14 protein-coding genes are annotated in these 14315 nt (G+C 41.1%); 2 read left to right on the top strand and 12 right to left on the bottom strand.

The window, feature by feature from the left end; genetic code table 11:
- Window positions 1–20 precede the first annotated feature (20 nt).
- From V7659_RS20960 to V7659_RS20950, 3 genes are all read right to left on the bottom strand, one after another.
- Window positions 21–1094, bottom strand: a complete 1074-nt coding sequence (locus V7659_RS20960) for a PQQ-dependent sugar dehydrogenase (RefSeq protein WP_335541990.1) — start codon at window positions 1092–1094, stop codon at window positions 21–23.
- Between the two features lie 15 nt (window positions 1095–1109).
- Window positions 1110–1964 (bottom strand): Cof-type HAD-IIB family hydrolase, encoded by an 855-nt coding sequence (locus tag V7659_RS20955; RefSeq protein ID WP_335541988.1) that lies wholly within the window; start codon window positions 1962–1964, stop codon window positions 1110–1112.
- 71 nt (window positions 1965–2035) lie between these two features.
- Window positions 2036–2704, bottom strand: a complete 669-nt coding sequence (locus tag V7659_RS20950; RefSeq protein WP_335541987.1) for a DNA alkylation repair protein — start codon at window positions 2702–2704, stop codon at window positions 2036–2038.
- 121 nt (window positions 2705–2825) lie between these two features.
- On the opposite strand from V7659_RS20950, the gene V7659_RS20945 reads away from it, so the two are divergent.
- Window positions 2826–2981: a hypothetical protein gene (locus V7659_RS20945; protein ID WP_335541985.1), complete on the top strand. Its 156-nt coding sequence runs from the start codon at window positions 2826–2828 to the stop codon at window positions 2979–2981.
- 469 nt (window positions 2982–3450) lie between these two features.
- Here the strand turns inward: V7659_RS20945 and V7659_RS20940 are convergent, their stop codons facing one another.
- The 3 genes from V7659_RS20940 to ybaK all read right to left on the bottom strand — a co-directional run bounded on the left by V7659_RS20940 (window position 3451) and on the right by ybaK (window position 5658).
- Entirely contained in the window at window positions 3451–3888 is a 438-nt protein-coding gene (locus V7659_RS20940) for a transporter (RefSeq protein WP_335541984.1), read from the bottom strand.
- 95 nt (window positions 3889–3983) lie between these two features.
- On the bottom strand, window positions 3984–5087 hold the full coding sequence (locus V7659_RS20935; RefSeq protein WP_335541982.1) for a PRK06851 family protein: 1104 nt from the start codon (window positions 5085–5087) through the stop codon (window positions 3984–3986).
- A gap of 94 nt (window positions 5088–5181) precedes the next feature.
- Window positions 5182–5658 carry a Cys-tRNA(Pro) deacylase gene (gene ybaK / locus V7659_RS20930; RefSeq protein WP_335541980.1) on the bottom strand — a complete coding sequence of 159 codons (477 nt, stop codon included), beginning with the start codon at window positions 5656–5658 and terminating at the stop codon, window positions 5182–5184.
- Window positions 5659–5942: 284 nt separating this feature from the next.
- On the opposite strand from ybaK, the gene V7659_RS20925 reads away from it, so the two are divergent.
- Window positions 5943–7751 carry a TIGR04190 family B12-binding domain/radical SAM domain protein gene (locus tag V7659_RS20925; RefSeq protein ID WP_335541978.1) on the top strand — a complete coding sequence of 603 codons (1809 nt, stop codon included), beginning with the start codon at window positions 5943–5945 and terminating at the stop codon, window positions 7749–7751.
- 50 nt (window positions 7752–7801) lie between these two features.
- Here V7659_RS20925 and V7659_RS20920 read toward each other — a convergent pair whose 3' ends face one another.
- From V7659_RS20920 to V7659_RS20895, 6 genes are all read right to left on the bottom strand, one after another.
- Window positions 7802–8509 (bottom strand): ABC transporter ATP-binding protein, encoded by a 708-nt coding sequence (locus V7659_RS20920; protein ID WP_335541977.1) that lies wholly within the window; start codon window positions 8507–8509, stop codon window positions 7802–7804.
- A complete protein-coding gene (locus V7659_RS20915; protein ID WP_335541974.1) occupies window positions 8509–9288 on the bottom strand; it encodes an ABC transporter ATP-binding protein in 780 nt (259 codons plus the stop codon). The genes V7659_RS20920 and V7659_RS20915 overlap by 1 nt, the downstream gene beginning before the upstream one ends.
- A complete protein-coding gene (locus V7659_RS20910) occupies window positions 9263–10237 on the bottom strand; it encodes a branched-chain amino acid ABC transporter permease (protein ID WP_335541972.1) in 975 nt (324 codons plus the stop codon). Before V7659_RS20910 ends, V7659_RS20915 begins: the two co-directional genes overlap by 26 nt.
- A gap of 15 nt (window positions 10238–10252) precedes the next feature.
- A complete protein-coding gene (locus V7659_RS20905; protein WP_335541970.1) occupies window positions 10253–11131 on the bottom strand; it encodes a branched-chain amino acid ABC transporter permease in 879 nt (292 codons plus the stop codon).
- Between the two features lie 162 nt (window positions 11132–11293).
- On the bottom strand, window positions 11294–12466 hold the full coding sequence (locus tag V7659_RS20900) for an ABC transporter substrate-binding protein (protein WP_335541969.1): 1173 nt from the start codon (window positions 12464–12466) through the stop codon (window positions 11294–11296).
- Window positions 12467–12783: 317 nt separating this feature from the next.
- Entirely contained in the window at window positions 12784–13989 is a 1206-nt protein-coding gene (locus V7659_RS20895; RefSeq protein WP_335541967.1) for an MFS transporter, read from the bottom strand.
- Window positions 13990–14315 lie beyond the last annotated feature (326 nt).

Raw genomic sequence — 14315 nt, 5'->3', positions numbered from 1 at the left:
GGTGCCTGACACCCTTTCACTTACAAATCCCTTAGTAACACACGATATAGTTTGTCGTCATTTTCGTCTGGGTTTCCGCGGCCGTCGGTGTTGTTGCTTACGAAGTAGAGGTAGCCGCCGTCGATATAGAGGTCTCGGATTCTCCCCAGACCAGTAACCACCGAGCGCGTCTGTTTCTGGTTCAATCCAAATTCACGCACTGCGTTGCCTCTTAATGTTGCGGCATACAGCTTCCCATCAACTGCAGCCAATCCGGACGGAGCCCATGTTTCATCACCGGACTGGTATAAAGGAGTTACCATCCCCGTCTTCTGTTCATTTCCCTGAATTACCGGCCAGCCATAGTTAGCCCCTGGGAAAATCCGATTGATCTCATCATGAGCCGATTGTCCATGCTCACTTGCATATAAGGTGTTCCCTACCCATACCAATCCCTGTGGATTGCGATGCCCATAACTGTATACATACGAGTTTGAGAATGGATTATCCGCTGGAACCGTCCCATCCAACTTCATTCGCAAAATCTTCCCATTGATACTATTCACATCCTGAGCGGTTTCCGGAGTAGTCGCGTCGCCCGTCGTGATATAGAGCAATTCATCCGGACCAATTTTCAGCCTGCCGCCATGATGATAGGCTGCACTCGGAATCCGGTCGAGAAGGATCCTTTCTTCGGTCCAGACCGAACCATTCGTCCTTAGAACAACGACTCGGTTAAACTGCCCCTTTCCATCTCCGCTATAGGTATAATACGCATACGCCTTTTTGTTCTCAAGGAACTGAGGGTCAAGAACAAAGCCCAGCAGCCCTGCCTCTGCCGCCTTTGCCAGCGGCTGCGTTAAATGGACTGACTGACGTTCTGTTTTACCGTTTTCAATCTTCACGATACTTCCGGTTCGCTCACTGATGTAAAATGCTTGATTCACTTTATCAATCGACCAAGGTACTTGCAGCTTTTGAGCCATCACTTCAACATTGGGCTGCTGTGTAACAGCAACCTCGTCTCCTTCGATTCCCTCGTCCTTTTTTTCAAACAGAGAACAGCCCGACAACATCATTACCATCACAAGTAAAAAAGAACAAACCTTATTCATTGACTCCTGCCTCTCCTAAATCACTTCAAGTATCGCCTTTGCTACGCCGCTTTCTACGTTGGTGTCTGTAATCACATCACAAAGGGATTTGATTTCATAATTGGCATTTCCCATCGCCACTGATCTACCTGCTTTTTCAAACATCGATACGTCATTATAATTATCACCAATCGCCATCGTTTCCGCTAAGTCAATTCCTCTTTCTTTCACAAACGCCTCAAGTGCAATTCCCTTTTGAGCCTCACGGTTGGTGATTTCGAGGTTTTCATGACCGGAAGATGCGATGGCTAGTTCTTCTAAGTCGGCTAATGCTTGATTTGCTGCTTCTAATTTTTCTCCATCAAACGAGAAGACTAGAAATTTATAGATTTGATACTGATCATTCGCAAATAGCAGTTCATAATCTTCAATTGTTTGGATTAAACCATCACGGATTCTTGCCCCTGCAGCTTCAATGATTTCAGCCTGATTGGCTTCTGGATTCGCACTCATCACGATATCAACAAGAATAGAAACAGCTTTGTCAGGGTCGAGCGTAAAGGCCCCCTGATTTGTGTAAACTTCGAAGTACACGTCCTTTTCTGTAAGCCTTGCAGCAACCTCTCGAGCTAATTGTTTCCCAATGGGAGTAGCTGAAAGGACGTCCCCCTCTTTGGAACGGATTTCTGCGCCATTTACACAAATAACTGGGCAGGTTAAGCCCGCTTCAGAAAGGACGAAAGTAGCCTCTTGATACGATCGGCCTGTTGCAACCACTACTTCAACCCCTTGTGACTGCGCTTTTAAAATAGCTTCCTTATTCGCCAAGCTGATTTGTTGAACCGAATTCAATAATGTTCCATCCATATCTGTTGCAATACATTTAATCATGCTGTCCACCCTCTATCCCTTTTCATTATTGCCATTTTAACAGATTATCTAAAACATTATCTCCCTAATGCTCAAGCTAAATACTTACTTCCTTCGCGAACACTTAACGGTGCTAGCTTTGTCGCTTCGATAAATTTTTTCACGGAATCGGGATTGGTCTTTGAATATTCCCGTAACGCCCAGCCGATGGCCTTTTGGATAAAAAATTCCTTGCTTTCTGCATTAAGGCGTATGTATTGATAAAGAAGCTCTTCATTTGTGTTCTCTTTATACTTTAATTGAAAAAGAAGCGCCGCCCTGCGCAGCCAAAGGTAATCATGGGTGGCCCAGCCATCAATCGTTTCAGCCACGACGTCAGGAAACCTTTTGGCAATTTCCCCAACCGGTTTAGGCGAAATTGCATCAACTGTATCCCACCACGATTTGGTATGAATTAATTCCTCCATAAAAGGTAAATCCATCTTCTCAAGCTTTTTCAACGATTTTTCCATATAAACCAATCCAGTATATTGGTATTCACGTTCATCCTTCGCCCAAAGATCGCGAATAAATTCTTGATTAAACGGCTCCTTTAACAAACCTGTTTCCTGAAAAAATTGCTTCTCGAGCACACTTCGATCTGGTTTCTTAATGCCAAGGAAAGGGAAGTGGTCTTTCATATATTTCTCCATTGGTCCGGCATTTGCTTCATTACGATTTGCTTCAAATAACTTTGTTAACAAGTCTAAACAAGACTGCATTCAATCACCCTTTCAAAAAATTCCCGTTCGCTCTTTTAATTAAAATATTACCTTTATTTTACCTGTATAAACAACTTACTCGAATGCAAACTAAACCATAGTAGAAAAGGAGGGATCAATGATGACAAAGAAATACAACAAAGGCAGCAAGAATCAAAACTCCCCGCAAGCAGGACATGCAGAAGCTGAATTTGCCAGCGAGTTTGTCAGCGGTGATAACAGTAAAGGAAATAAGCACAACAAGAGTCAACAAAGCAAAACGAATCCACATTCTTAGAATAAAAAAATCGACTTTAGAAAGTCGATTTAGGCTGTCGATAAACTTTCGATAGCCTTTTNNAATGGCCGCCCATCTGTCTCCTTAATTCTTTTATAAAAAATAGGGTACCTTTTGGTATTCGTTCCGAAACCAAACAAAAAATAGGCTTCTTACGCAAATTGTTGTTTTAAATCAAAGTCAATCTCATCAAAGCTTCATTTCGGTGTAAATTTACACCTTAAACAATAAATCTCATGAATTTTTTTACGGCCAAACAAGTCTATGGGCGAATTATGATGTTTAATGAGCGAATTTCGATGTACAATGAGCGAATTTTAAGTCCCAATGGGCGAATCTAAGAAAGCAACAATCCTTTAGAAAAAAAGTCGTAAAGGGACATGTATGGCAGGATCCCACTCTGAAACTTAATCATGAAGATAAATGCCATCAAAAAAGAACTGCTCTTTTTCAGAACAGTTCTTATATGTTATTGACAACTAAATGATCGGATTCTGCTTAAATCCATTCCGTAATATTCCCAGTGATATCCACTCCAGCGATATCCGGCAATAGAGGTCCTGCCAACATAAGTTGGATAATACCAGAAGTTTCTACCATTTCTCAACCAAATATAGGTATAACGGTACAAACAGTGCCGAATTCCTCCTGGGTCAACCGCATATAGGCCAACTGTTTCATGCGGAATAAAGGTTGGTGGTGGTCCAGTCGGGGCACCACCATAATGTGGGCCTCCTCCATATGGTGGGTGATATCCTCCGTACGGCGGCTGTTGATGGCCACCTCCATGCGGCGGTGGTTGATGACCTCCCCCGTGCGGCGGTGGTTGTGTTTGTTGCCGGAAGTTGTTGTCATAAGGAAAATTAGGCATTCTACCATGACCCTGAGGGTAATTGAAATGATCCAAGGTTATTAGTCCCCTTCTATTTAATTTTCCCTTTAACGTATGCGCACCGCCTAATTTGGTGAAAGGTAAAACATTGGTCCTATTTGAAAGCTTTGTTACTCTACTTTACTTGCTGCTAACTCTCTGATTTCCTCTGCAATTTTATTCTGTATCTGTTCTACAACAGAGAAATCCATCGCGGCAATATATATTTCCTCTAACTCATCATGAAGTTCCTTCGCCCTGGCTAAATAGGAGATTGCCTCGTTCATCTTATTTTTATAATTCGTCGAGATTTTAGTAATGATATCTTCAAAAATTTCATCTGTCCCTGGAGCGATTAGTAATTCATACATATCAATGATTTCATCGCCATCTCGGCTCGGGAAGTACTCATGCGGTGCAGTACTATCAAAGATCGCAATTCCAAGCTCCCTGAAAATCACCATATCAAGGCTGTGCGGATCAAAGCCACAATGATAAACCTCTACATCCACCCCTCTGACTTCAGCCGCTGCCGCAAGCTTCTTCAGCATGGTGGATTTCCCAGCGCCCGGGCGCCCTTTAATAAAGTAACGTTTTGGAATCTCTTCGGTTAGATTCGGAACATAATCAACCGCTCCATTAGGCGTTGCTGCCCCTAAAAAGCGATGGCGGATATCTGATTTTTTACTAAGCCTCATTTTTCCAAAGAAAGTATCAATTAATTTGTTCGTTAATTGATCTGCTTTCTTAAAATCCATGCTGTTGATATAGATCTTTTCCCAATCATCATGAATATCTAATGCTTCTTTAAACGTATCATATGCCTTATGAAAGGACTGGCTGATTTGATTGGTTAACTTCAAGATTGTACTTTTATGGATCGCTAAGGCTCGAGCATTCCAAGCCTCACCGAGGTTAATATACTCATCCACCGCACCTGGTGCTTTTGGTTCAATCACATGCGGGGCTGTTCCATCAACAATTCCCACCTTTAGCGCCGGGACTAACACGCCATCAATAGAATTGTTATCTGAAGAACAATGTAAGAATTCAACATCATAGCCCTTTTCAAGCCACTCATTGCCGACCTTTTTCATGAGTGAGGATTTGCCTGTTCCTGGCCCGCCTTTTAAAATAAATAACCGATCGAGATCTTGAAGATTGGAATCATATAAATTATGAAAACCTCTAGCTGTATTACCGCCAGCAAAGTAATTTTTAATTTTTCCTGCCACTGATCAACACTCCCTTTTATCGTGACACTCGTAAGATAATTTCACCCTATCTTATGCGATTGTCACCTATAGGTGAGTGCCTAGGAAAAAAATCTTACTTAATAACTGGGACAATGTCAGCTTTTGTGACCTCTTGCAATTGGACAGGGGCTAAAACAATTTGGACACCAATTTTCCCGGCGCTGACAATGATGGTATCCAGTTCCTTGGCGTGTTCATCAATAAACGTCTTATACTCCTTTTTCATACCAATCGGCGAACAGCCGCCGCGGATATACCCTGTCCATTTCTGAATATCCTTGACGGGAAGCATTTCAACATTCTTTTCACCAGCTGCCTTCGCGGCCTTCTTAAAATCCAATTCCTCAGCGACGGGAATAACGAAGACATAGATATTCTTGCTGGCTCCCTGTGCAACGAGCGTCTTATAGACCTCTTTGGGATCTCTGCCGATTTTTTCAGCAACGGAAACACCGTCTATCTTTCCGTCTTTATTATCATAGGTAAGCATGTCATAGCTGATCTTTTTTCCATCTAAAATGCGCATCGCATTCGTTTTTGTTTGTGCCACGTTATCATTCCTCCCTGACTTTGAAGACTCCAAACTAGTTTCTAGCATACTGGATTAGCAGAATCCACACAAAACCACCCAAAATATGTCACCTATTTGTCACTCTAATAAACAATTATTATAGTACACTAAAATTAACAATAATAAATTACTTTCATTTCCAAAATAGATAATATCTTCATTATTACTATTTAAAAATAGTTTATGTTCAATACTTCACAAACAATATACAAACATATAGAAAGACGCTGTTTTCTATCCTATTTTCCATGAGGTGAAATTAAATGAAATACGATTTAGTAATTTTGCATGCACCAAGCGTCTATGATTTTCGAAAAAACTCCCTACTTGCCGGCCCCATCAGTGATGTAGTTCCCTCATCACCCGTATTTGAGATGTACCCGATTGGCATTACCAGTATCGCGGAATACCTGGAAAGGTACGGTCTTCGAGTGAAAATCATTAATATCGCCAATCGCATGCTCATGAGTGACAAATTTGATGTCGAAGCAAAGCTAAAGAACATCCAAACAAAGGCCTTCGGAATTGACCTTCACTGGCTTCCACACGCACACGGCAGTATCGAATTAGCTAGAGTCGTTAAAAAACTTCATCCGGATACCCCGGTGATTTTTGGCGGCCTGTCTTCGACTTATTATCATAAAGAACTGATTGAATATCCATGTATCGATTTTGTAATGCGCGGAGATTCCACTGAAAAATTGATGCTACTCTTGATGAATAAAATCGAACAAGGGAATACCCATTATGCTGACATCCCCAATTTAACGTGGAAGAAGGGCGGCGATATTGGCTGCAATCCACTTACGTATGTACCAAAGGATCTAGATGACCTAGATGTGCCGGGATATCGCTATGCGATACGCTCTGTCTTTAAATATCGGAACTTCCTTGACCCGCTGCCATACAACGGCTGGCTGCAGTACCCGAACACGGTCTTACTAACAGCGCGAGGCTGCTCACAGAACTGCCTAATTTGCGGGGGTTCTAAGGATGCTTATGATCAAAACTGTAACCGCAATTCGCTTGCCTTACGGTCGCCCGAAAAGCTCGTCGAAGATATTAAATTCATTTCCCGCTTTAGCCGGGCACCCATTTTTATCCTTCATGATTTGCGCCAGGGTGGACGTGTATATGTCAAAGATTTTTTTAGCCGACTGAAGGAACTCAATCTCATAAATGAAGTTGTTTTTGAATTATTCCAGTATGCCGATGAAGAGTTCTTTCAACAAATGAATGAAAGTGTTCCAAAATATAGTATTGAAATCACGCTTGAAACCCATGATGAAAAGATTAGACGTTATAATGGGAAATTTAATTGTACCAACCCAAAAGTCATCGATACGCTCAAATTTGCCTTAAAGCATGGCTGTAAAAAAATCGATCTATTCTTCATGGTTGGAATTCCAGGACAAACGTATGAAAGCGCCTTAGAAAACATTGATTTCTGTGAAAAGATTCATATTGCCTGTCATCAAGACAATCGGATTTTCTATTTCGTTGCACCGCTTGCACCATTCCTTGACCCTGCCAGCCCAGCCTTTGAACATCCAGAGCTGCACGGCTATAAAAAGTTTTGCCATACCCTTGAGGACCACCGCAAGGCGATCACCCAGCCATCTTGGAAGCATATGCTTAGCTATGAGACTAAAGATATGACCCGTGATGATATTGTGAATTCAACCTATGAATCTGCTAAACTACTAAATGAATTTAAATTAAAATACGGGCTGATTGATGAAGAAGGGTATCATGAAATCAATTGGAAGATCGAGAAATCGATTCATTTTATTGCAAAAATAGACTATGTTCTCTCGCTTCCTGAAGAGCAGCAAGGAGCTGAATTAGCGAAGATTCGGGAGGAAATAGAAGAGCTAAATAAATATAGTATTTGTGGAAAGAACGAGTTAAAGTGGGAGGTTCAAAAGAATTACACTAACTTCTTTTCACTAACATTAGTAGGACTTGAACAGTTGTATGAGGATTATGCAAACAAAATTAGACATCTAATGCAGCCACAACGCCGTCAGCAATTCCGGCTGGATCCTGAACAACGGAAAATGAAAATATAATGTTAAAAGGAGTTGGGGGGGCCCCAACTCCTTTTGGAAGGCGGATCGAATTAATGCCCGCCAAGATAAGCATTTCTAATTTGGTCGCTCGAGCTAAGCTCTTCGGCTGTACCAGAAGCGACAATTTTTCCTGTTTCAATAACATAAGCACGGTCCGCAATCGAGAGGGCCATATTGGCGTTTTGCTCTACTAATAGAATCGTTGTGCCCGTTTTATTGATTTCCTCGATAATCTTGAAAATCGTTTTTACTAATAGCGGTGCAAGACCCATGGACGGCTCATCTAACAGTAATAGACGCGGCCTAGCCATCAATGCTCGTCCCATCGCGAGCATTTGCTGCTCTCCACCTGAAAGGGTCCCAGATTGTTGTTTTTTACGCTCTAATAACCGTGGGAACAATTGATAAATTTTTTCAAAATCTTCTTGAATCCCTTTTTTATCTTTCCTCAAGTACGCACCTAATTCAAGGTTTTCCTCCACTGACATGTTCGAGAACACGCGGCGGCCTTCCGGTACTTGTGAAATTCCCCGTTTCACAATTGATTGCGGGACTTTTCCGGCTACATGTTCGCCCTCAAACAATACTTCACCATTTTTCGGCTTCAATAGTCCTGATATTGTTTGTAAAAGCGTACTTTTTCCTGCACCATTGGCACCAATCAACGTAACAATTTCTCCTTGATTGATCTCGAGGGAAACCCCCTTTAATGCGTGGATATTACCATAATAAACATTTATATCATTCACTTTTAGCATTAGGAGACCTCCTCTCCAAGATAGGCTTCGATGACTTTTGGATTATTTCTGATTTGTTCTGGTGTCCCATCCGCAATTAATTGACCGTGGTCAAGCACATAGATGCGCTCGCACACACCCATAACAAGACCCATGTCATGTTCAATTAAGAGGATTGTTAATGAAAATTTCTCACGGATTAACGCAATTAAGTTCATTAATTCTTCTGTTTCCTGCGGGTTCATCCCGGCAGCCGGTTCATCGAGCAGTAATAATTTTGGGCCGGCTGCTAATGCCCGGGCAATTTCAAGGCGACGCTGCTGACCATACGGTAAGTTCTTCGCTTTTTCGTGCATCACATTTTCCAACTTAAAGATTTTCAAGAAGTCAATTGCCTTTTCTTCCATTTCCTTTTCACCAGAAAAGTGAGCTGGAAGGCGGAAGATAGAGCTTACCATCGAATGCTTAGCCAATGAATGATAAGCGACCTTTACATTATCGAGAACAGACAGATCACTAAACAAGCGAATGTTTTGGAAGGTCCGGCTGATTCCTTTTTTGGTAATTTTATAGGGTGCTAAGCCATTAAGTTTTTCACCAGTTAACGAAATAGTTCCCTCAGTTGGAACATAGACACCTGTTAGCAAGTTAAAAAATGTGGTTTTACCTGCACCATTGGGGCCAATTAAACCGACAAGTTCACCCTGATGTAATTCCACGTTTACATCTGATACAGCTTTTAAACCGCCGAAACGAATCCCGACATTTTCTACTTTAAGCAACTGGGTTTTTGTTGTCATGCTTTACTCCTCCTTTAGCCGCTTTACCAACTTTAAAGAATGAGGTAATTTCTTTTGTGCCGAGCAGGCCTTGCGGACGGAAAAGCATCATCACGATTAGGACAAGACTGTATATAACCATCCGAACCTCTGGATAGCTAGATAGATAAGTTGAAATGATTGTTAACAGGATCGCAGCAATCACTGCTCCTGACATACTACCTAGCCCGCCTAGAACAACGAATATTAAAATATCAAATGATTTCAAAAAGCCAAAGTTTGTTGGCTGGATAATATAAAAGTTATGCGCATATAATGCACCGGCAATTCCGGCAAAAAACGCACCGATGGCAAAAGCTGTTACCTTATAATAGGTTGTATTAATCCCCATCGCATCGGCAGCAATTTCATTTTCTCTGATCGAAATACATGCTCGACCATGAGTCGAATTTGTAAAGTTCGCAATCACTACAATTGTTAAAATAACACAACCGATCAACCATGGCCATGTGGTAAAGTGGGAGACTGTCATTCCGCTTGCTCCACCGACGTAATCAATATTTAAGAAGACAATTCTCACAATCTCACCGAATCCAAGTGTGGCAATCGCTAGATAATCTCCTTTTAATCGAAGGGAAGGAATCCCAATAATGAGACCGGCTACTGCTGCAGCTACACCGCCAACAAGAAGTGCCACTGGAAATGGGAGGCTTAATTTCATTGTCATAATGGCTGAGGCATAGGCACCAACGGCAAGGAACCCAGCATGTCCAATCGAAAACTGACCGGTAATACCAATAATTAAATGAAGACTTACTGCAAGAATAATATTTATTCCAATAAAAAATAGCGTATTTACATAAAACTGATTCAATGAACCACCATTAATCAAAAATTGCATAACGACCGCAAATACTACGGCTAAAACGATCGAGGTCCAGAAAAATTTTGCTTGTTTTAACATTGTCATTGCTTAAAGACCTCCTTACACCTTTTCCCTGATATTTTTACCAAATAAACCAGCTGGACGGAAAATCAAAATTAAGATAAGTACAACAAACGCTACACCGTCTCTCCATAAAGAGTAACCAGCAGCACTAACAAGTGACTCAATAACCCCTAACAATAAACCACCGGTCATCGCGCCAGGAATAATTCCAATTCCGCCTAAAACGGCTGCGACAAACGCTTTAAGCCCTGGGATAATTCCCATTAACGGCTCAATTTTTGTATAGTATACCCCAAAGACGACGCCCGCTGCTCCTGCTAGGGCAGAACCGATCGCAAAAGTTGCTGAAATCGTGTTATTTACATTGATTCCCATTAATCTTGCTGCATCCATGTCATGTGATACAGCCCGCATGGCTTTACCAATTTTTGTTTTATGAACGATAAATTGTAGTAAAATCATTAAGACAACGGATGTTCCTAAAATAAGGATGGACTGACCGCTAATTTTTACCCCGAAAATCTCAAGGGTTTTTAGTGGAACGATTCCATCTGGATAAGCTTCCGGCTGAGCACCGCGAATATAAATGGTTCCATACTCGATAAACAACGAGACCCCAATCGCTGTAATAAGGGCAGCGATTCTTGTTGCATTTCGGAGAGGTTTATAGGCAATTCTCTCAATTAATACACCGAAGATTGCACAGGCAACCATTGAAATAAGTAATGCTGGGAAAAATCCTAAATCAAGAATAGTAATGGAATAGAAACCTATAAATGCACCGACCATGAAGACATCCCCATGGGCAAAGTTAATTAGTTTTACAATACCGTATACCATTGTGTAGCCTAGGGCGATTAGTGCATAAATACTGCCCAAGGAAATTCCATTGACAAGCTGCTGTATTAATTCCATATGTCTTACACTCCTTTGGACCGACTTCAACGAATCTTTTTTTAAATACAATTAACAACGTTTGCATGTTGGGAAACTTTCATTTCTTTTAGAAAGTGGAATAGGGAACATTACGCTCCCTATCCCTTTGGCAAACTATGAAAATTTGTCTAGCAGATACTATTATGGGTTAATCTTTGTCTTAAATTGTTGTTCACCGTTTTTGTACTCAAGGATAACAGCGGCTTTGATTGGATCATGGTTTTTATCAAGCTTCACTTTACCTGAAACAAGCTCTAATCCATCAGTCTCTTCAAGCGCCTTTTGAATCTTACTAGAATCACTGCTTCCAGCACGCTTAATCGCATCAGCAAGGAAGTATACTGTGTCATAACCTAGAGCAGTAAAGGCATCCGGTGATTTACCATCGTATTTCGCTTTGAATGCGGCAACGAAGTCTTGAACCTTCTTATCACTATCACCTGATGAGTAGTGGTTTGTAATAAACGTGTTATTAAGTGTTGGGGCTCCTGCGATTTCTACTAGTTTAGGAGAATCCCAACCGTCACCACCCATGATTGGTACATTTAAACCAAGTTCACGAGCTTGTTTGATAATTAGCCCTACTTCTTCATAGAATCCAGGAACAAAGATATATTCTGGATTTGCTGCTTTAATATTTGTTAAAGTAGCCCGGAAATCTGTATCCTTTGCCACATATGCTTCTTCTTTAACGATTTTCCCGCCATTTGCTTCAAAATTCTTTTTGAAAGAAGAAGCAAGACCTTTAGAGTAGTCGCTTGAGCTATCAATTAAAACAGCTGCACTTTTAACCTTTAAATCATTGGTTGCAAAGTTCGCTGCAACTGTACCTTGGAATGGGTCAATAAAGCATGTACGGAAGACAAAGTCATTTAGCTTTCCGTCTTTATTTGTGATCGTAGCATTTGTTGCAGTTGGTGTGATTAATGGAATTTTGTTATCTTGAGCAATCTGTACTTGAGCTAGTGTGTTTGTACTTGTTGCTGCACCTATCATTGCCACAACTTTATCTTGGGTGGCAAGTTTTAGTGCACCATTCGTTGCCTCAGCTGCATCCGACTTATTGTCGACTGTCACTAATTTTAGCTTTTTGCCATTAATACCTTCTTTGTTGATTTCTTCGATCGCTAGTTCAATACCTTCTTTTGCCGACTGACCATAAGAAGCTACTCCGCCAGATAGTTCGAGGTTGGCACCAATTTTAATATCGCCGCCTTTTTCCCCATCACCACTAGTACTTGAGTTACATCCTGCCAACACCCCTGCTGCTACCATAAAAGACATAAATACACCAGCTAATTTTTTCTTCCTCATGACTTTCCCCCTAATTTTCTTTAAAATTTTCCCAACCATTTTTGTCTAACTGTTTTAAAAAAAGATAATATTCTGAAAACATTGTACAAAATATTTGGGGGTTCGTCTAGTGGTATTATACATTATTTTAAAATAATTTGCAATATAATAAAAATACTGTTTTATTTAGACAAAAACTTTATTCCACTAAAGTCGAAAAGGATTTGCCTTTATTAGGTGGAAAAGTACTGTTTTTCAAATATTTTATTTAAATACGTTTCCCTATTTACAATAAAAGAAAGAGACTCCAAATTAAGGAATCTCTACACCCAAAATTATTATACTAATTCTTTTCTTTTCGTTTCTTTTCCCAAAAAGAGGACCGAAAGAGCACCAACAAGGACGGCGATACAGAAAATCGTGAAGATTGTTGAAATTGACACGTTTTTCGTAACAAGCGACCCTACCAATAATGGTCCAAGAACCCCGCCGATCCGTCCGAATGAAGCAGCCATCCCAGTACCCGTTCCACGGATAATTGTTGGGTATTGTTCTGGTGAATAGGCATAAAGGCCGCCCCAAGCCCCAAGATTAAAAAATGATAACAGGATTCCTGCTGTCAGCAATTGGGCAGTGGAATCTGCCGTTCCAAAGAAATAGGCACTGACTGCTGTTCCAAGTAAATATACGACTAAAACAAATTTCCGCCCGAATTTTTCAATAAACCATGCGGCCGTGAAGTAACCTGGTAACTGTGCCAAGGTCATAATTAACACATATTCAAAGCTTTTTACTAAGCTAAAGCCCTTCATACCCATGACACTTGGAAGCCAGAGGAACATCCCATAATAGGAAAAGACGACACAAAACCAGACGATCCAAAGCATCGCAGTCTGACGGCGATACTCCTTCGACCATAATTTTGCAAAGCTTTGAAAAGCAGAGATTCTTTCCGTCTTCTTTAACGCTGTAAAGCGCGGCGAGTCAGGTAAACCAATTCGTAAATATAAGGCATACAAAGCAGGAATAGCACTAATAATTAAGGCAATCTGCCAGCCATACTTTGGAATGATAAAGGAGGAAATAAGGGCGGATACCAACCATCCGCCTGCCCAAAAACTCTCCAGCAGGACAACCACTCTGCCGCGTTTTTCAGCAGGGACACTTTCGGATACAAGGGTCGAGGCAACCGGTAGTTCCCCCCCAAGACCTGCGCCAATGAAAAATCTTAGTGCTAAAAAAGCTCCTAGTGTTGTTGCAAGCGCGGAAAGACCACTTCCGATAGAAAATAATAATAAGGTGATGATAAATACATTTTTACGGCCGATTTTATCTGCCATTAGACCAAAAATAAGTGCACCCACGGCCATCCCAATTGAATTGATACTCCCAATCCAGCCCATCTGTCCAGGAGTTAGATCCCATTCTACTTTTAAGGCTGCGATGATGAATGAAAGCATTCCGACGTCCATGGCATCGAACATCCAGCCCATCCCGGCAATGCCAAGCAATCTCCGGCCTGATATTTCCTTTTTGTTGTTCATGTCGATCCCCCTAAGCTTGTAGCTTTTTTTTACATTATTCCCTAAATTTCTTAAGTTTAGGTATAGAATAATTCTATTAATCATTAGTATTCTACCAAGTGTCTTTACAGTTGTCATTATTTAGTGTCATTTTTTGATAGAGAGATTTGGAATTTTATAGGAAAGGACATGAAATGGGGGGCATTTAGCATTTTTAAAAAACTCGGCCGCGGGTAATGAGAGGGTGGTTCATTTACGGCTATAGGTTAAAGGATACTTCATCGGTCAATCCAAGGTGTCTCCTTTTACCGCTACAGGCTAAATGTCGTTTCATCGGTCAATCCAAG

The sequence above is a fragment of the Neobacillus drentensis genome (assembly GCF_036966985.1).
Classification (GTDB): Bacteria; Bacillota; Bacilli; order Bacillales; family Cytobacillaceae; genus Neobacillus; species Neobacillus drentensis_E.
Note: the sequence above shows the minus strand (reverse complement) of the source record. Positions and strands in the feature narration are given on the sequence as shown.